The sequence below is a fragment of the Verrucosispora sp. TAA-831 genome (assembly GCF_050780145.1).
In the GTDB taxonomy this organism is placed as follows: Bacteria; Actinomycetota; Actinomycetes; order Mycobacteriales; family Micromonosporaceae; genus Micromonospora.
Genome location: NZ_CP192240.1, coordinates 4,570,879 through 4,589,377, shown reverse-complemented (window position 1 = coordinate 4,589,377; position 18,499 = coordinate 4,570,879). Strand labels below are relative to the sequence as shown.

General features: G+C 68.5%; 11 protein-coding genes. 2 read left to right on the top strand and 9 right to left on the bottom strand.

Annotation, left to right across the window (positions count from 1 at the left end):
• Positions 1–32: 32 nt before the first annotated feature.
• Positions 33–815: a transposase family protein gene (locus ACQVFL_RS20305; protein WP_431727345.1), complete on the top strand. Its 783-nt coding sequence runs from the start codon at positions 33–35 to the stop codon at positions 813–815.
• Positions 816–943: 128 nt separating this feature from the next.
• On the opposite strand, the gene ACQVFL_RS20300 is transcribed toward ACQVFL_RS20305, so the two are convergent.
• The 3 genes from ACQVFL_RS20300 to ACQVFL_RS20290 form a co-directional block, all read right to left on the bottom strand.
• Positions 944–1,450 (bottom strand): HalD/BesD family halogenase, encoded by a 507-nt coding sequence (locus tag ACQVFL_RS20300; protein ID WP_431727344.1) that lies wholly within the window; start codon positions 1,448–1,450, stop codon positions 944–946.
• A 39-nt stretch (positions 1,451–1,489) separates the two neighbouring features.
• Entirely contained in the window at positions 1,490–2,368 is an 879-nt protein-coding gene (locus ACQVFL_RS20295) for a hypothetical protein (protein WP_431727343.1), read from the bottom strand.
• A 134-nt stretch (positions 2,369–2,502) separates the two neighbouring features.
• On the bottom strand, positions 2,503–2,970 hold the full coding sequence (locus tag ACQVFL_RS20290) for a hypothetical protein (protein WP_431727342.1): 468 nt from the start codon (positions 2,968–2,970) through the stop codon (positions 2,503–2,505).
• A 171-nt stretch (positions 2,971–3,141) separates the two neighbouring features.
• Between ACQVFL_RS20290 and ACQVFL_RS20285 the strand changes: the two genes are divergently transcribed.
• On the top strand, positions 3,142–4,149 hold the full coding sequence (locus ACQVFL_RS20285) for a hypothetical protein (RefSeq protein ID WP_431727341.1): 1,008 nt from the start codon (positions 3,142–3,144) through the stop codon (positions 4,147–4,149).
• A 61-nt stretch (positions 4,150–4,210) separates the two neighbouring features.
• On the opposite strand, the gene ACQVFL_RS20280 is transcribed toward ACQVFL_RS20285, so the two are convergent.
• From ACQVFL_RS20280 to ACQVFL_RS20255, 6 genes are all read right to left on the bottom strand, one after another.
• Complete coding sequence (locus ACQVFL_RS20280; RefSeq protein ID WP_431727340.1) at positions 4,211–5,023, bottom strand: tyrosine-type recombinase/integrase; 813 nt, start codon at positions 5,021–5,023, stop codon at positions 4,211–4,213.
• Between the two features lie 202 nt (positions 5,024–5,225).
• Complete coding sequence (locus tag ACQVFL_RS20275) at positions 5,226–5,420, bottom strand: DNA-binding protein (RefSeq protein ID WP_131051034.1); 195 nt, start codon at positions 5,418–5,420, stop codon at positions 5,226–5,228.
• A 216-nt stretch (positions 5,421–5,636) separates the two neighbouring features.
• Positions 5,637–5,927, bottom strand: a complete 291-nt coding sequence (locus tag ACQVFL_RS20270) for a hypothetical protein (RefSeq protein WP_431727339.1) — start codon at positions 5,925–5,927, stop codon at positions 5,637–5,639.
• A gap of 91 nt (positions 5,928–6,018) precedes the next feature.
• The gene (locus ACQVFL_RS20265) at positions 6,019–7,146 is read right to left on the bottom strand and encodes a hypothetical protein (RefSeq protein WP_396699770.1); all 1,128 of its coding nucleotides are present in this window, start codon (positions 7,144–7,146) and stop codon (positions 6,019–6,021) included.
• A gap of 64 nt (positions 7,147–7,210) precedes the next feature.
• Positions 7,211–13,942, bottom strand: coding sequence for an RHS repeat-associated core domain-containing protein (locus ACQVFL_RS20260; RefSeq protein WP_431727338.1), 6,732 nt, complete (start codon positions 13,940–13,942; stop codon positions 7,211–7,213).
• Between the two features lie 13 nt (positions 13,943–13,955).
• Positions 13,956–18,290: a LamG domain-containing protein gene (locus ACQVFL_RS20255; RefSeq protein ID WP_431727337.1), complete on the bottom strand. Its 4,335-nt coding sequence runs from the start codon at positions 18,288–18,290 to the stop codon at positions 13,956–13,958.
• Positions 18,291–18,499 lie beyond the last annotated feature (209 nt).

Sequence of the window (18,499 nt, the reverse complement as noted above, 5' to 3'; positions counted from 1 at the left end):
CAAGATCAGATGCCCCAACCGGGAGCCTCGCTGTGCTGTCTTACCCTGCCGCGATTCCGTTGTCCACCCGCAGCCTGAACCACCTCGCCGCCCTCATCCGAACCCGCCGCCAGCAGCGACGGTCCCGGTGGCGACGCCTCGCCCCCGGCCGGCAAGCCCTGCTCGCCCTTGCCCACTTGCGCAACGGCGACACCCTGGCCCGCCTGGCCGTCGGATTCGAGATCGGCGTCACGACGGCCTGGCGTTATGTCCGCGAGGCCATCGACCTGCTCGCCGCGACCGCCGGCGACCTGGCCACGGCCATGACCAGGATCCGGCTGCTCGCCTACGCGATCCTCGACGGCACCCTGATCCCGATCGACCGGGTCGCCAACCAGAAGCCGTACTACTCCGGGAAGCACAAGCGTCACGGAGTGAACGTGCAGGTCATCGCCGACGCGGCCGGACGTCTCGTCTGGGCCTCGGCCGCGCTACCCGGCTCGACGCACGACCTGACCGCCGCCCGCGCCCACGGCATCATCGACGCCTTGACCAGCGCCGACGTGATGACCTTCGCGGACAAGGGCTATCAAGGCACCCACGGCAGCGTGCGCACCCCGTTCAAGCGGCGCCGCTTCCGGCCGAAGCTGTCATCCCGGCAGAGAGCCGTCAACCGGGCCCACGCGAAGATCCGCGCTCGAGGCGAACGCGCGATCGCCACCCTCAAGACCTGGAAAATCCTGATCAAGCTGCGCTGCTGCCCACGCCGAGCGACCGCGATCGTGCAAGCCATCCTCGCCCTGCACCACGTCGAAGCCGACCGCCACGCACGATGAAAATGGCTCAATGTTGGTCGCGCACTTCTCGGGCGTGTCCTCCGCCTGCTGATGGACAGCGGCTGCGCTCCGTGACGCCCGGTCTGCGGCAGATCCGTGCGCTTCGTCGTCACCGTCCGCTGACGCATTCAGTGCGGTGAGGCTTTGAAGTCCGGCCCGTCGTTCGGCACGACGATCGGTGAATGCCCTGCGCGGATGATGTCAACGGCTAGGTCGGCGAAGACGAGTGAGAGGTTGTGCCCGTTTGTCTCGATGGCCGCTTCGTGGAACGGGATGCCGATGGAGCGAGACCAATGGTCGGCGTCGGTCGACTCCGTCACGAGCCTCATTCCCGGGTACAGGTTCTGCCATTTCACGCCCCATACGTATCCGTCGAGGTCGCGGCCGTGGTCATAGTCGATGAGCCGGTCGTCGAGCGACTCGCGCCACACCTGCGGCGGGACGGCGGATACCACGGTGGCACGGACGCAGTACGTGAACCGGTACCGAAGGTGCTGTGAGGCGATTCCGGTACGCGGATCGGCGGTCGCGGAGATGAAGACGTCGTAGTCGCGCATGTGATCGGCGAAGCCGTGGAACACGATGGCTTGGTCGAACACCTCGTCAAACGCGGTCTGGATGCCGGTGGTGTCCACCACCAGATCTTGCACCGACCGTCACGCTGGTGGGAACACTCACCCGGCGTTGAGGTCGGTGACGAGGGTACGCAGCCAGGACTGCGCGAGGGCCGGTTCCCGACCGATCGCGCGGGCCAGGGCGTGCCGGCCGGACTGGCTACGGCCGTAGCCGACCAGCGCCGCAGCCTCCGCAAGAGCCTGCCGGGTGCGTTCGTCACGGCCGGGACCGTCGACCTCGGCCAGCCAGCGGTCCGGCCGTAACGAACGGGTCAACTTGGTCTGGAAGTCGCCGAAGTACGACCAGACGGCGCCGTCGAGGGACACGTTGACGACCGCTCGCGCCGGCAGTTGCCGCGTCCAGGCGGCTTCCTGCTGCCAGCGATAGGTGTTCGGGCTGGTCTTGCGGCGGACGGTCACGCCAACGAACCGCAGCTTGCGCCGGATCACCGGCCACGGTTCGCGCTGCTCGTCGATCCAGTCTCGTAGCAGGTCGAACAGGTCGGCGAAGGTGTTACCGCCGTCGACCACATCCACGAACGTCACCGGCCGGCGCCGCCGCGCCAGGCTGCGCGGCGTCACCTGTATGCCCGTCAGGATCTCCCGGGCCCGGGCATGCTCGGCTGGTGTCAACGCGCGCCGTCGCCACCGGCGCCCAGTACCGGTGGCCGCGCGCTGGAAAGACAGCGGCAGCCGCCACAACAGGCGCCCGCTGTCGCTGGCGAGAGCACCGCTGAACAGGTCGAACATCGAGTCCAGGGACCTGCCGACGAAGACCAGATCACCGTTGCCGCTGCGCGCCAGCACCTTTCCAGCGCAGGCCACCAGGTCATCGAGAAACCACAGATCCGGCGTGCTCGTGCCGGCCAACAGCGAACCGAGATCGTCCGGCGAGACAAGGTTCCACCGGAACGGCACCAGACTCCTCGCTTCGGACATGTCCGCGATACTGCCATGATCAACGGCGAACATCCGAGTCCACCGGATCCCAGACAGCCTGAGGTCCAGCGGCGCATGCGATCGTCCCCGGGCAACTCGCGTTCTGCGGCATTGGATGCCGCGAGCCTGCGCCGTCAATCTCCACTGCTGGCTACGGGGTAGAGCACCGGGTTGATCGCAGCAAGGGTGCCCGACAGACGAGCGGCTCCTTGACGAATGCCTGGATCAGGATCTTCGAGCAACGCGTCGCACATCCGCACCGCAGCGTCACGTTCGCTGGCGTAGATCATGTACACGTCCCGGACTGCGGTGAAGATCCAGTCTGCATGGTTGTCATCGGCGTCCGCCAGCGCTCCCGCGACCAGCGCCAGACCGGCCAGGTCTTTCCGACGAAGCAGCGCATCCGCGGTCACGAGGGTCACGAACGTGTCGTCAGCATCAAGCAGAAGCCGTCGCAGCGGCTGTGCCGACTCCGGCATCTCCGCAAAACTCGCCAGGGCCCGGCCGGCATCCGCCCGGTCCTGGTAGGCGCCGCTGCCGCCCAGCCCCAGCAGCGCCACAACCACGGCACGTCGAGCTTCCACGTCCATGCCCGTCATCATCGAGGACCTCCGTTCGCGTTCCCGCCCCGACTCCGACCTACCAGCCACACGAAACCGACTACCGATGTCCGATGGCGAGCACACAGCGGCAGATCCGGATAGCGGCGGGTGCCGCGTCTGGGCTCAGTGGACCACTCGGACTGTCGTGCCCGATCGTTACGATCATCTGCCATGACTCGCACCACGCCACCGCGGCCGCTGGACGTTACGGAGCTCTTCCCCGAGTTGAGGGAGCACTCGGCGACGGCCACCCGGCTGCATCCCCGGCCCGGTACACCGACGGTCGGCGACAGTTCGGTGGGTGGCCCGCTGCTTTGGCCGGCTGGTGAGGCCTGGCCAGTATGCACAGATGGCGATGCCCACTACATTTTCCGGCTCCAGACGCCTTCGACGGTCCGTCGCAGCCGGGAGATCTACGAGGCGGCGCAGTCCCGTGCCGACGCGACAGGCACTCGTTACGCCTTGACCGACGAGGAGCGAACGCAACTGCCGGGTCTCGACTTTTCCGAGCCGCACAGCCTGGTGGACCAGCCGATCTCGCTGGTCCCGGTGACGCAGCTGTATCGCCGGGACGTTCCCGACTTCGTCGGCTCGGACGACGCCGATCTGTTGCAGGTGCTGTGGTGCCCACTGGACCACCCCGAGGAGGGCTACAACCCGCGGGTACGGCTGTACTGGCGCCGCAGCGCCGACGTCAGCCAGCCCTTGGCCACGGCTCCCGAACCGCCCGTCGTCAACGACTCCTATCTGCCCACCCCCTGCAACGTGTACCCCGAACAGATTCGCGAGTACCAGTACGGCGGACTGCTGCCCGAGGAACTCGACGCCCGGATCACCGCCTGGGAGGAGGAGACCGAGGGGGAGGCCGACGAGGAGGAAGGAATCGACTACCAGTTCGACTTGTCACTGGCGCCGGGCTGGAAAGTGGGCGGCTTCGCGAACTGGTCGCTGACCGACCCGCATCCGGTGGACTGCGCGGAGTGTGGCACCGCGATGACACTTCTGCTCACCGTCGATTCCAGCGAGTGGCACGGGTCGGGCGGCAGTTGGCGGCCGATGGAAGAACCGCCGCAGGCTTTACCCAACCCCACCGATGTCTCCATCGGCCGGGGCTATGCCTTGTACATCTTCCTCTGCCCGGTCTCGTTCGATCACCCGCCAGCCACCGCCATGCAGTGACCTCTTTGAACGTCGGCGTCCGAAACGGCGCACTGTTGTCGGCAAAGCCGTGAGTGGCTGATCATGTTCCGGAGGCCATGTAGGCGGCGAGGATGTAGTTGGGGTGGCGGTCGAGGTTCTTGCGGGCGCGGTCGTAGCGCATGGTGGTGCGCGGGTCGGCGTGGCGGGCGGCGATCTGCACGTCGCGGAGGCTGACGCCGGCGTCGAGCATGGTAGTCACGAACGTGTGGCGCAGCATGTGCGGGTGCATCCTCGGCATCCGGATCCCTGCGGCGTGGGCGAGGTGTTTGAGTCGGCGGGTGGCGGCGTGCCGGTCCATCCGCCCACCATGGATGTTGCGCAGGATCGGCCCGGCGTTGCGGTCGTCGACGGCCCGGTCGATGGCTCGGGCCACCGCTGGCGGTAGTGGGACGAGGACGACCTTGCCGCCTTTACCGCGTACGCGTAGGACCCGGTGGCCGTGTTCCTCGCCGGGTTCGGTGATGTTCGACCCGCAGGCTTCGAAGATCCGCAGCCCGAGCAGGCCCAGGAGCGCGACCAGGGCGAAGTCGTTCGGGTTCGAGGAGTTGCGGGCGGTGGTGATCAGGGCTTCGAACTGTAGGTGCCCCAGTCCGAGGGTCGGTGATTCGGCTGGCACGGTGGGTCGGCGGACGTAGTCGGCCGGTGAGTGCTCCAGGATGGTGGCGATGACGCAGACCCGGTAGAAGCCGACCACGACGGACAGCCGACGGGAGACGGTCGAGGGCTGGTACCGGCGGATGTCTTGCAGCCATCGCACGTACCGCTCGATGTCCACCCGCGCCGTAGCCAGCGGGTCCAGGTCGTGGTCGGCGCACCAGCGCAGGAAGACACGTAGGTCGGACTCGGTGTGCACGCGAGTCTGGCCGCGGTAACGGCCCAGGAAGGCCGACACCGCGGCGCGCACAACGAGTTGATCGGCCGGTACCACAGGAGACGCGGAAGCAGGAGAGGTAGCCATACATCACCGTGCGTCACCATCGGTGATGAACACCAGTCCACCCCGAGCGGCAGATGCGGGCGTCGGGGTCCACTTGGCACGTCGCGTCAGGCCGTCGTCAGCTCAGCCCCAGATTGTGCTGTTCGAGGGCGGCCTCAATGATGTCCAGTGCTTTCGGCCCCATGCCGTGCAACCTGGCAAGCTCCGCGCGCGGCACACCCGCGAGCTGGCGTAGCGCGGTGTAGCCGGCAGCGTCCAGCGCCCGCGTCGCAGGTGCGCCGATCTTCGGCAAGGTGTCAAGGGACAAACTCACCGCTCGATGCTAGACCGCCGACCCCACCTCCGATGCACTTGTCGCGGCATGTCCGGATGGCGCTGTCGACGCGCACGCCATCCCGATGCTCTATGAATGGCAAGGCCTACGTGTCCACTTCATCGGGCAAGCAGCCGGTGTCCGGCGGTGGTGATCCGGCGCCGAAGCCGTCGCGGCGCGTTTCAGTCCAAAATACAAGCTCGCGATAGTCGCCGATTACGAGAGCGCCGCGAATGGGGAGAAGGGTGCAATCTTGTGCCTGGAAGGCTTGTACTCGTCGCACATCATCGAATGGACCGCCTCCTCCTCGGCAATGCCGAAATTGCACGCGCCGCGGTAGGTGCGCTCGCTGGGTCGCAGATCGCGGTACACGTAGGCATGATCCAGCACGTAGATGAGCACCGCGAGAGCGTCGGCCCGGCAGGGCGTGCCCTCCTCGATCAGCCGGCGCACGGCGGACACCACCCGGCTCGCCGAACCGGGGGTGACCGCGACCGCATCGTCCACGGCGACGAGGGACGCGTCGTAGCGGCTGAGCGGGCGGTCTCGCGGTCGCCAACGTTGTCCAGCCGCCCCAACGGCGGTGGGCAGGCGGTCATCAGCGGGGGCCGAAGACCGAGCCCAGCCTGGACAGCCGAGCGTTGTCCAGTTCCCACTGCAGCACGGTATCGAGCGTGTCGAGTGCCCGCCCCTCGACCGTGGCCTTCGTGCTCTGCACGCCGTCGACCACCTCGGGCAGGGCCGCCACCACCGCTGCGACGGCGGTCCGGATGGGCTCGTCGGCCCCGTCTGCCACGGCCCGGATCAGGTCCACCACCGGGCTGCGGGCGGTGCCCGCGTAACGCACGGCGATCCGCTCGAGGCCAGCCGGCATTCCGGCCCCCGCCTCCCGCGTGGCCGCCGACAGCCCGGCGAGGAGGAACTCGGTCAGTTCGCTGCGGCCTACGGCGAGACCGGGCAGCACCGCCGCGACCGCAGCCCGGGTCGCTGTCTCCGCACGCGTCTCGGCGCCGCCGTCTTCCGGGGCGTCCGCCTGGTAGGCCAGCCGCCGACGACCCGCGGTGTTCATCTGGAACAGCACCATGAGCGTCATCGCCCGGTAGAAGTCGCTCACTCCGTCGGCACCCGCCAGCGCGGCCAGCCGCGGCACAGCGTCCGGGGTGGCGGGCACCACCGAGCCCTGCGGGAACGCCTCGTTCGCGATGGCCGCGATCAGGTCGCCCACACCGTCGAAGGTCCGCCCCTCGAAGGGCACCACCTCGGCGGCCGCACGAAGATCGGCGGCAGGACGACGGAAACCACCGCACTTGAGTCCAGGAGGCGCGGGCAGAGACGGCGCGGCGGCCGTCTGCCCGCCGACGAGCTCCGCGCGGATCCGGTCGGCCTCGGCCCGGTCGAGCTCGTGCGCGAGGCCCTCCCGGGAGAAGCGCTCGATCGCTTGGTCCGGAAACTGGCCGCACGCCGAGTTGACCTGCCCGCCGTACTTCCGGGCAATGGCCGCGACGGCCTTCTTCTCGGCCGGTGAGACCTCCAGTGGCCCCTCGTAGGGTGGGTCCACCGCCAGTGAGTGGGCTCGCCACCAGCCGGCGAAGCGACCCTCCAGCGGGTTGGTCGGCACCTCACGTACCGCGACCAGCAGGTGGCCGCGCTCGGCCAGCTTCTCGGCGACGGCATAGGCCGAAACCTCATCCGGCACCGACACGACGAAGCGCATCTCACGAATCACGGCGACATCCTATCGACGATGGGTCAGGCTGCCCGGCCCCTGCAGGGGCCGGGCAGCCCAGGGTTCAGGACAGCAGGGTGCCGCCGTGCACCTTGATGCCATAGAGTTGCCCGTTGCGGTAGATCTCGAAGCCGCGCTGCCCCTTCGGGTATTTCTTCTTGCCGCCCGCCGCAGGAACCGCCTGCCGCCACTTCGCGCGTCCGCTGAGTCGGCCACCGAGATCCCGGATCGAATTCTCACACCAGGGGCAGACGTTGCGGCTCGCCGAGCCGTGCAGTGGCTCGTACTTCGAGTCCAAGGCATGCTTCAGGGCGTTCATCTCGGCGTGCAGGTCGTCAAAGTTGACCGCTTCTTCCTCGTTGCCGCGCAGCGCCGCCTTCTGCGCCGCAGACAGTCCCTTGCCGTTGGCGGCGACCACGTCGACGTAGGTGACCGTGCCGTCCGGCAACACCTTCTTGCTGCGTACGACCGCCGTCGTGCCGAGCTTCCACTGGAAGTAGCCCGACGCGGTGCCGTCCCGGCGCAGGTCGTGCAGCTCCTTGGCTCGGTGCTCGAGGATCGAGCAGGCTTCTGCGTTGTGGACCAGGACCGGCGTGCCACCGGCGACGACGTAGTACGTGTCGATGTCGTCGACGTCGAGGTTGTGCACCGTGGCGACGGCACCGTAGGCGACCACCGCGATGACCGTGACTCGGGCGCCGTCCGGCGTGAGCAGCTGCATGCCCGCCTTCAGCGCGCCGGCGTCCAGCCACTGCCGCTCGTCTTCCACCCAGACCGGGTGGCCGTCGGTTGCGGTCACGGTGCCGTCCCCGGCGCCGTCGCCGTCACCATCGACGCTGATCTTCACGAGCTGCTTCTCACCAGTGCCCGTGATCACCGACGTGACAGGGCGGATGCCATCCGCACCGGTCTCCGGGTTCCGCGCGACGACCTGGTCATCCACGTCGACGGCCTCGATCGGCTTGGTGCTGCCGTCGGCCATCAACACCCGCGTACCGGGTAAGAAGCTGTTACAGCCCTTGGCGAAGATGCCCTTCGCGGCGTTCTTCAACGGCCCGATACCTCGTGCCGCGTTCTTGGCCTGCCGCACGCCGGGAACCATGCCGGCGATGCCCGACGCACAGCCGCCGACGTCACCACCCGTACAGGACTTGGCCGTGTCGATCGCTCCGGCGACGGCCGCCACCGCACCGGCCGCCGCGGCGACCACCTGCGCGGGCGGGGGCAACACCGCCGCGACCATCGCCACGGTGCCGGCCACCGACGCGATCGTGCCGGCGTTGTCGACCACCGCCTTGGTGGCCGCCTTGGCGCCGTTCGCCACCGCACTGGCCGTCTTCTGGATACCGTTCTTGATGGCACCCCAGAACAGGCCGTCCGGGTCGGAGAACGTCGTCGGGTTGTTGTTCGAGTATGCGTACGGGTGGAGCCGTTGCGGGTCGTGCTCGTCGATCTCGGGGTCGACCGAGATGAACGCGCCGGTCCTCGGGTCGTAGTACCGGGCGCCGAGCAGGGTCAGTCCGGTCGGATCGTTGATACCGCCCACGAACCCGCGCTGACCCGAGGGCCACTGCGGGGTCGTCGATCCGTCGCGTGGGTTGCCGTACGGGTCGTTGTACTTGATCGTCGCGGCCCGGGTGACCGAGTTGACCGCCCAGGTCGCGGAGTCCTGGGCGTCCGACGCCAGCCAGATGATGTCGCCCACGCGGCTGGTGGTGTCGGTCCGTGATGCGATCGTGTCGCCGGCGTGCTCGTAGTACCGCGTGGCGCTGGTGTTCGTCGGCGACGAGGTGTACTCGTTGCCGAACAGGAAGGCGGTGGCCGCCCCCTTCGGGTCGATCCGCGCGATGCGGTTGCCGTCGACGTCGTACACCATCGTGGTGTCGCCCTCCGGCCCGCTGATCTTGGTCAGCTTGCCGTGCGGACTCCACTGGAACGTCTCGGTGCGGTCGCCCACCTTGCGGTACTTGAGGTTGCCCCGTTTGTCCCAGTCGTAGTGGTCGACCTGCTCGCCGGTCGTGATGGTGCGCACGCCGTGCGGCTGCGCACCGGCCGCGTACCGGTAGGTCGAGGTCTTACCGGTGAGCTTGTCGCTGGTGGCGGTCCGCGACCCGTGTTCGTCGAGCGACCAGGTCTTCCAGTACGGTGCCTTGCCACCCGCGGCGGCCGGCCCGGCGCACTCGGTGGCCACCTGTGTCCATGCCTCCGTCAGGCGACGCAGGTGGTCGTAGGTGAAGCACTGGACGTCTTCCTCACCCACGCGCGGGGTGTTGTCCGCGTCCACGGGCCGGTTGGCGACCGAACGGACGTTTCCGATCTCGTCGTAGTCGTACGTGACTGCGGCCACGTTCGGCACGCTGCCGTCGCGGTCGAACCAGAACTCCGACAGCCGCCGGGTGGCGTCGTCGTAGACGTAGTTCTGGTACGCCTGCGGCTTGTCCCCGACCGGCGTGCCGAGCCAGCGGTTGAGCACCTCGCCGTACGGCGAGTAGGTGGTCCGGTCGACGTAGGTGCGGGTGGTGCCGGACGGCGAGGAGGTGCCCGTCAGCTTGACCACGTTGCCGAGGTCGTCGTACGTGCGGGTCAGTCCCTCCTTCTCCATCGGGCCGATCTTCGGCAGGCTGGAACGCCACGGCAGGCCGTTCGCGGTGTACGTGTACGTCGCGACGTAGGTGCCGGCAAGTCCCGTCAGCCCCGGCATCGCCGGGATGGTGACCTCCTCGTCGACGACCTGGTACGCGTCGCTGTACTCGAAGATCTCCTTGCTGAAGGAGTGCCCGCCGACGATCGAGGTCGACTTGCTGAGGTGTCCCTTCGCGACGGTGTCGTAGGTCCACTCCGCCGCCTTGACGCCGTTGAACAGGCGCTGCTTCTGCCGGCCCAGGTCGTCGTACGTGGTCGAGACCACGTCGCCCTCGGCGTCAGTCGACTTGGTGACGTCGTCGCCGTTGTTGTACTCGAGTACCGTGGTGCCCTTGTCCGGGTCGATCGTCTTGATCTCACGACCACGCAGGTCGTACTCGTACCGCCAGGTGCGGGCCCCCTTCACCACGGTCTCGAGGTCGCCGCGCGGCGTGTACGTGTACGACGTGCTGTCGAACGCGCCCTCCGGCGTGGGACCGTGGAACTCCCGCTCCTCGACGATGTCGCCGTCGACGTTCTCGATGGTCGCGGTCGCGGTGCCGCCCTTCGGCGGCGTGACGGCCACCTGCCAGCCCAGCGAGTTCCCGCCGTACTCGGTGGTGGTGCCCCACTTGCGGACATTGTGCGACCAGAGCGCCTCCTCCACGACGCGGCCCAGCCGGTCGTAGGTCGACACGGTCCGGCTGCGGTCCTCGCCCGGTGTGACAGCCAGTAGATCGGTGCCCGGCTTGCCGGCGGCGTAGTTGCCGTCCGACTTGTACTGGACCTGACCGCGCTCGTTGTAGCCGGTGCCGGTGACCAGGCGGGCGTCTTTGCCGTCCTTGTTCTTCTGCGCGTCCTCCTGGACCTGCACCGACCGGTAGAGCGAGTCGAACAAGCCGATCTCGGTGATCTGGTTGTTGTTCGGGCCGAGCCGCTTGGTGGTCACCGCCAGCGGCCCGTTGGCGCGGACCAGGTAGGAGAACTCCAGGTTCGGCGTGGCGGTCTTGGCTCGGCCTGGCAGCCAGACCTTCGCCAGCCGGCCCATCGGGTCGTGCTCCAGGTCGGTGCGCTTCTTGTTGGCGTCCAGGATCGAGGTGGGTGTGGCCCACGCCGGGTTCTGGTCGGTGATCACCTCGTGTTCGAGTGCGTTGCGCGTCCGGGTCTGGGTGACCGGGCCCGGACCCGCCGGGGTGTAGTATGTCCTGCTGGCCTTGCCGAGTGAGTCGGTGTTGCTGGTCGGCCGGCCCAGCGCGTCGAAGGCCGCCCGCGTGGTCACCGTGTACTGCGGCACGCCGTTGCGCCACTCGTCGAGCGTGTCGACTCGGGTCGCCTTGCCCTTGCTGGGCACCGCGCCGTGTGTGTCCGAACCGTCGTAGTAGGTCTTGACGTCGGCGACGACGTCGGCCGGCCTGGACACGGTCGCGCCACAGGCCTTGGACACGGTCTCGCTCCGCGACACCAGCCCGCGCAACCACAGGCCGTCGTTCCGCACGTACGTGTTACGGGTGCACGACTCGTCGCCGGTCTTGCCTGTGTCGCCGAGTTCGTACGCGACCTCGGCGTAGCCCTCGTCGTCGTACGTCGTCCGGGTCTCGCTCTGCTCCCAGGTTCCGGGTGCGAGCAGCCGGCGCTCCTTCTTCACCGACGGGGCGATCTTGTACGCCCGGTCCGATCCGCCGGTACGCGTGCGGGTCGCGGTCTGCTTGACCCAGTACGACGTGATCGACGACTCGACGACCGCTGTGCCGTCGAGCGAGGCCACCTCGAGCGTCGAGCCGGCCAGCGCGGGCTGGTCGACGTAGCTGTTGCCGGCCGAGTCGGTGACCTGCACGCTGCGGGTCGTGTCGCCGGGCAGCGGCTGGTCGTCGAGGCCACGGAAGAACTGCTTGCGGGTGACCAACGGGGCCTGCGTGCCGCCCACCGTGGCGGTCACCCTGGAGTAGCCGCGCCACTGACCGTACGTGCGGTGCTTCTTCTTGGTGAACTCGCCGTCGTCCCAGCCCCAGAGCACGTTGGTGTTGGTGCCCTCGTTCGAGTACGCGTAGCGGGTGGTCACCGGCGGCTGGTCGGCGGTGCGCTCGTACGTGGTGACCGCCTTGACCACGTACTTGCGGAACCAATCCCTGGTCGGCTCCCAGTAGCCGTCTGGGGTCCAGTACACCGGGTAGCAGAGCCGGCTGTTGTTCTCCACGGCCGGCAGGTCGTTCGCGTCGCAGTCGGCGTCCGAGTAGTTGACGAAGATGTCCGCGCCGGACTCGGTACGGATGTTCTGGATCCGCCAGCGGGAGAAGAACTCGGTGCCGGCGATCGCGTTGACCTGGTTAGCCAGCTCGACGCCGGTGAAGACCACCGGCGGATCGGTGACGGTGCCACCGACGTGCCCCGCGTGCGTGATCGACTTGAGCCACAACGACGCGGAGCGCGCCGACTTGGGCGCCTTGAACTCTTGATCGAGCGTCCATGACTCGACCGGGTCATATCCCGTCGCGCTGGTGCGGATCTCCGTGGTGATCTTGGTGAGCCGCTTGATGGAGTAGAAGACCGGTGCGAGCTTGTCGGTGCACGGCTCGGCGGCGCACTCCTTGTCCCACGGCACGTCCGGCCAGTTCGCGGCGACCGGCTTGCCGTCGGAGTAGCATTCGCTCGCAAAGCACCGGTTCGCCGTACTGAACAGGATCCGGCCGGTGGCCGCGACGTCTGGGTGCGCCGTGTGCAGGCCGTACTCGATGCGCTCGAGGTTGCCGCCACGGTCGAACGAGACGCGGTTGTTCTTGTCGTCGGCCGCGCCGTAGTGCCCGGTCTCCTTCTTGTAGAAGTAGCGGGTCATGTTGCCGTGGACGTCGATCTGCTTGTCCAGCAGCCAACGCCAGACCTGCTGACAGGACGAGTCCTTGAAGGTTGCGGCGTGGCAGTCCTCGCCGTCGTGGTTGCCGAAGACCGGCACCGACCACCGCGAGTTGGACGTGCCGACCTCGGCGGCGAAGAAGTTACGGGTGCCGTCCGGGGTCGTGATGATCCACCGCTCGGTGGCCGCGGTGCCCTTTGTGGCGGTCGAGCCCTCCAGCTGGACCTTCCAGTTGGCGTCCGCGGCGGGCCGCCAGGTGTCCGTCGCGTCGTCCTTGACCAGCGCCGTGTTCGTGCCGCTCAGCGAGACGGTGATGTTCGGCGACTTGTCCTTCCAGCACTGGTCGAGGGTCTTCTTGTCCTTGTTGTTCGGGTCCTTGCCGGCGACCTTGTCCACGTCGTCCTGGCAGGTGACGTAGCTGCGCTCGATGTAGCCGGGGGTGTAGTCCCAGCCGTCGCCGGCCCAGGACGCCTGGTTGTTGTTGCCCGCCATCCGACCGTCGACCATCTGCGACGAGTAGTTCAGCGCGACGGCCGGCACCGGGCCGGGCGCCGGCGGCACCTTGATGGCGTTCGAGTAGTTGAATGCCCCGGAACTGTCGCCGGCCGTCCACGAGCCGGACGCCTGCAGGTCGCTGGCCTTGTAGTCGCCCTCACCGGACTCGGTGTCCGCGACCAGAGCGAGCATGGTCGGCCCCGCCGCCGTCAGCGTCATCGGCGCCGCCAGCGTCGTCGCCTGCTTCGCCGTGTTCAGCGGCACCGCGTCCTGACACTCCGCCTTCTGTGGGGTCGTCGCTGCGCACGCCGGCAAGCTGCTCAGGTTGAGCCGGCTCGCCCAGCCGCCGCCGTACAGCTGGCTGAAGCTGTCGGTGTCGACTTCGGTTTCCACGTCGCCGGGCCGGTCGCCCTCGACCGCGAGCACCGGGCCGCTCAACCCCAGCTTGGTGGACTGCTCCTCGGGCAGGGTCGTGACCCGCACCCGGTCCGGCGCTTTCGTGCCGGGTACGGCCTTGACCCGTACCTTGATCGAGCCCGCCCTGCCCTCGACCGCCCGGCCGGCGGCGCCGGCCAGGACGATCTCGGTGGAGCCGGCGGCGGGCCAGCGGCCCTTCTCCGGTCCCTTCCAGGCGCCACCGTCGGTGGGCAGCGGGACCGGGTCGACCTTCACAGTGCCGAAGTTGGTGGCGGCGACGGACTGGCTGTCCCGCTCGCCGTCCAGCATCTCGGCGACCCGGTTGTAGGTCAGGAACGAGGTCAGCATCAGAGCCGAGGCACCGAGGGCGAACCCGCGCCGGCCCGATGAGAAAAACTTCTTCTTCTCAGTCATGAACGTTCTCCGGTCAGGCGTGGGCGAAGGTGCCGAAGAGGTCGGGGTCGACCGTGGAGGTCCAGACGCGGACGTCATCGACGATGCCGCCCAAGTAGTTGGAGCGGGGGCCGCCCGTCAGGGCGAGACAACCGACTCGCAACGGGGAGGACCCGGGCCACAGCGGGCCGGTCAGCGTGGCGCCCTCACCCTGCGGCTCACCGTCCACATAGAAGGTCAGCTCGTTGGTCAGTCCGTCGAAGACCGCCGCCACGTGCGTCCAGACGCCGGCTACCGGGGCGGCCAGTGAGCGCACCTCCGCGGTCGATGCGCTCGCGGAGTCACCGCCGGTCATCACCACCCGCAACCGGCCGATGCCGGCCGCGTACTCGATGAGGAAGCGGTGCCTGACGCTGCCCGACTGCGACAGCACGGTGCGGTTTCCGGTCAGGTCGTCCAGGGATACCCAGGCGGCGACCGAGAAGGACTCGTTCGCCTGGATCACCGGCGCACCGGTCTCGGCACACGAGCCATCGTCGAGGGCCAGCCCCAGCGCGCCGTTGCGGCTGGCGAACCGGTCCTGCTCCCAGTGCGGCACGCCAGCGGCCATCGAGAGGTGCCGGGCGTTGCCGGAGCGGTCGTCCAGGTTGGTCGGCTCCGCGGCCCGTGGCCCCTCCAGCGGGTACCAGGCCTGCACGCTGACCGGCGGGTTGGCGTTCTTCACGGCGGCTGCTGCGGCATCGGTGAGCGCGCCGCGCCACACCTTCACGTCGGTGATCGCGCCCCGGAAGAAGTCCGTGTGCGTGCCGGCGTACTTGGCGCAGCCGAGGCTGAACGCACCGGACGCGCTCCAGTTCGCGCCGGTCGACCGCACCACGGACGCCACCTTCGCGCCGTTCACGAACAGCGACATCGTCTTGGTGGTGGCGTTGTAGGTCGCGGTCAGGTGCGTCCACTTGCGGACGGTCGCGGCGAACGCGTCGGTGCTGCCACCCGCCCACTCCGAGGCCGAGGTCTCGGAGTCTGAGGCCTTCATCATGAACGACCAGAACGGTTCGCCGGCAGCATTCGTGCGGGCACCGAGGTACCAGCCGCTGACCCGATTGCCGTCGGTGCCGATGATCGTCTGGTTCATCGCGCTCGTGTCGTCCAGGCGGGCCCAGACGGCGAGCGTGAACGACTCGTCGCTGCGGATCACGTTCTGCTGCGTGGTGGCGCACCGGTCACCGCTGACGTACCAGGCGGAGTCCGGCCGGCCGTACGCGTCGTCGGTCCACTCCATCGGAACCGTCGGTGCCGGGGTCGGCTCGGGCGTCGGTTCCTCGGACGGATCCGGCAACGGCTCCTCGGGCACCTCGGGGCTGCCGGTCGGATCCGGCTCGTTCGGGTCGCCGGTCTCGGTCGGCTCGGGCGCCGGCTCCTCGCCCGGCGGCGTGGTCGGGACACCGCCCGGATCGGGTGCCGGGTCGTCGGTGACCTCGGGCTCCGGGGTCGGCTCGGGCGTCGGCGGCGTCGCCGGGGCGGGCACGGTCAGCGTGTGGCCGTGGTCGCTGGCGTCGTCACCGGTGCCGCGCAACTTCCAGGCCGCAGCGACACCGGCGGCCGGTAGCTCGTCGCGCGCCGTGGCGATCTGCGCGTCGCTGAGCAGACCACTCCACACCGCGACGTGGTCCACCGCACCGATGAACTGCGCGTTGGTCACGCCAGCGGTGCCGCCGCAGCCGATCAGGGTGCGGGCGGTGCCGCGCCACGGCAGGGCGCTGATCGCGGTGGTCGACTGCACCGCGCCGTCCACGTAGAGCCGCAACGTCTTGCCGATCGGGTCGACCGTGGCCGCCACGTGATGCCAGCCGTTCAGCGTCGGGGAGGTGGTGCCGCGGGCGATCGTCCAGGTCGCCGTCGCCGAGTCAGCGTTGGTGATCGCCGTCTCCCAGCGGTCGCTGGCCTGGTGGTAGGAGAGCACGAAGGCCGGCGCGTTGGTGCCGGCGATGGCGAGCACGGTTCGGTTCGAACCGGCCGCCTTGCTGGTCAGCTTGACCCAGGCCACTGCGGTGAATGGCGCGTCACTGCGCACCACCGGGATGGTGGTGGCGCAGCCCGTGCCGGTGAGGTTGAGCGCGGTGCTGCCGCGGTTCAGCCGGTCCGCCGAGTATGTCGGCGTGCCGGAGACCGTCCACCGCAGGTCCTTCTCGGTAGCCGACTCGCTGATGTTGCCCTCGTCGTCGATGGTGCCGGAGTCGTCACGCAGGTTGCTGGTCATCCGCCAGACGGCCATCGGCTCGATCGGTGTGATCCGCCCGGTGAAGATGTTGTAGATCGCCCGCGACGAGTAGTTGAGGGCGACGTCCCGGGCCCACACGTAGATCTGCGTCCTGCCGCTGTCCGCGGTGAAGGTCACCTCCGCCTTGCCGGCCGACGCCGCGACGTTCGACGACTTCGCGTCGACGCCAATGCCGTAGTCGAAGCGCCCGACGCCGGAGAGCGCGTCGGTCGACGAGAAGGTGAGGGTCACCGGCTTGCCCAGCTCGGGCGTCGGGGTGCCGGTCTTGCGGGCGATCACCGGCAGGGTGGGCGGCGTGTGGTCCTGCCGGAAGTAGCAGGTCTTGCTCCAGCCGGTCTTGTCCGTGCCGTCGGTGGCGTGGACCTTCCAGTTGTAGCTGCCGTCCTTGAGCACCGGGGTGGTCCAGGTCGCCTCCTTGCCTGAGGCCACCGCATCGGAGGTGTGGTCGGCCGGAACGGTCGGGCCGTTCACGTCGAAGACGAGCCGCACCGAGTTGTCGGCGTCGGTCGCCTTGGCGTACAGGGCCGGGGTGCTGTCGTTGATCCACGGACCGGGCGACGTGGCGCAGTTACCACCCGGCGCGGTGCGCACCGGCACCGGTGAGGTCGGCTTCGACTGGTACTCGACGACCAGCTTAATCTTGCCGCGCTCGGCCTTGACCCAGTGGCCGCCGCTCTCGGTCGGCACCCGCAGGCCGAACGTGATGCTGCTGTAGTCCATGTCGGCATGCCGCTGTACGTGGGTCTTCACACCGCTCGCGTTGAACTTGACCCAGGCCGGCTTCTGGCCGCTGCAACCGCTGTTCACCTTGACCGTCTTGGTGTGGATCGCCTTGCCGTGCAGCCACTTGCCCTTCATGCCGTTCCAGGTCGGGGTGTTGCCGTCGATGGCATTGGTCTGCCAGAGCGCCAGCGACTCACCGCCGCACCAGGCGCTGTGCGTCAGGTAGGCGTCGACGCTGGGCGTCTTGATGACCCGCTTGCCCTTGAGCGCGCTGACGTCGAACTGCATGTGCGCGCGCCACACGTCACCGTAGTTGTCGTAGTTGGACCCGATCCGGATAACCTCACGCGGCCAGTCGTTGCCGGATACCCACTTGGTGTCCGGACGAGAGTCGTTGACCGGTATCCACTTCGCGTAGTACTTGGAATAGGTCGGGTCGATGTAGACGGGAAATGTCGACCGCGCGGACAGCAGGTTCTCGTCGACGCTCACCGTCAGCGTCTCGTCGGAAACCCGTACATCCAGGACGGACCGGCGGGCGAACTCGCTCGGTGCCTCGGCGGTGGACGGCTCGGCCACCCGCAGCGGGGCGAGGCCGCCGGGATCCAGCCGGCGCAGCGCGGCGGTCTGCGGCTCGCGGATCTGCCGGGTCGAGTCCCAGGCCATCGCCTTGGGAGCGCCGGCAATCACACCGGCCGGGCCCTTCACGACGATCCCATCGTTGGTCTCGGTCACGGTCGCCGAGCCGCCGATGACGTACGCGGTCTCGCGCACCTCGGGGTTCGCGGCAGCCTCGGCGTTCTTCACCACGAGCACGTGCGAGAAGCCGCCAGGCACGGCACGCACCACCAGGTCCGCGCCCGGGTGGACCTCCGGGTACGTGACCGAGTCCCCGCGGACGACGCCGAACGGCAGCGGCGCCGGCCAGGTCAGCGTGAAGTCGGCGCCACCCTCGCGATAAGTCGCCAACGGGCCGGTGCCACCGGCCGAGAACGACACGTCGGCCGCGGCCCTGGGCCGGAACCGGCCGTCCGCACCGCGCTCGAGATTCGTGTCCAGCGCGATCCAGCGGTCGTCCCGCTTGACGCGCTGCGGCTCCAGATAGGTCTCGAGAGCGAAGTCACCGCTGGGCAGGGCGACGACCTTGGTGGTCTCGTCGGCTTCATCGAGGACCTCGACGGGCTTGTCACAGAGTTCCGCGAGATGCTTTGCCGCCGCCTCGGTCTCGGCGGCCGGCTCGTTCTCGGCGGCCACTCCGGACGGACAACCTGCGGCATGAGCGGTGCCAGGTAGTGATGTAGGAATTGAGAGTAACGTCGCCAGGGTTGCCAGAACGGCGCCCTGCGCGATGCGGGCATGCGCCATCGTCACTTGTGTTGCCCCCCGTGAACCATGCGATGAATCGTTTTCGCGCAGGGTTCGACGGCTGCCCATCTGCCCCCGTATAGCAAAGCGCGTGGACGGGACGATAGGCGACAATGGCGACCTTAGTCAATACTGAAGACCATCAAACTTTCAGCAATCGCTCATCGGCACCACGAGAACCGCCTCGGTGCCACCGCCCGGTCGATTGC

Bases quoted from the DNA above. Each gene is read 5' to 3' on its own strand.
- ACQVFL_RS20290 (WP_431727342.1), bottom strand. From the start codon at position 2,970: ATGATGACGGGCATGGACGTGGAAGCTCGACGTGCCGTGGTTGTGGCG.
- ACQVFL_RS20260 (WP_431727338.1), bottom strand. From the start codon at position 13,942: ATGACTGAGAAGAAGAAGTTTTTCTCATCGGGCCGGCGCGGGTTCGCC.
- ACQVFL_RS20255 (WP_431727337.1), bottom strand. From the start codon at position 18,290: ATGGCGCATGCCCGCATCGCGCAGGGCGCCGTTCTGGCAACCCTGGCG.
- ACQVFL_RS20295 (WP_431727343.1), bottom strand. From the start codon at position 2,368: ATGTCCGAAGCGAGGAGTCTGGTGCCGTTCCGGTGGAACCTTGTCTCG.
- ACQVFL_RS20285 (WP_431727341.1), top strand. From the start codon at position 3,142: ATGACTCGCACCACGCCACCGCGGCCGCTGGACGTTACGGAGCTCTTC.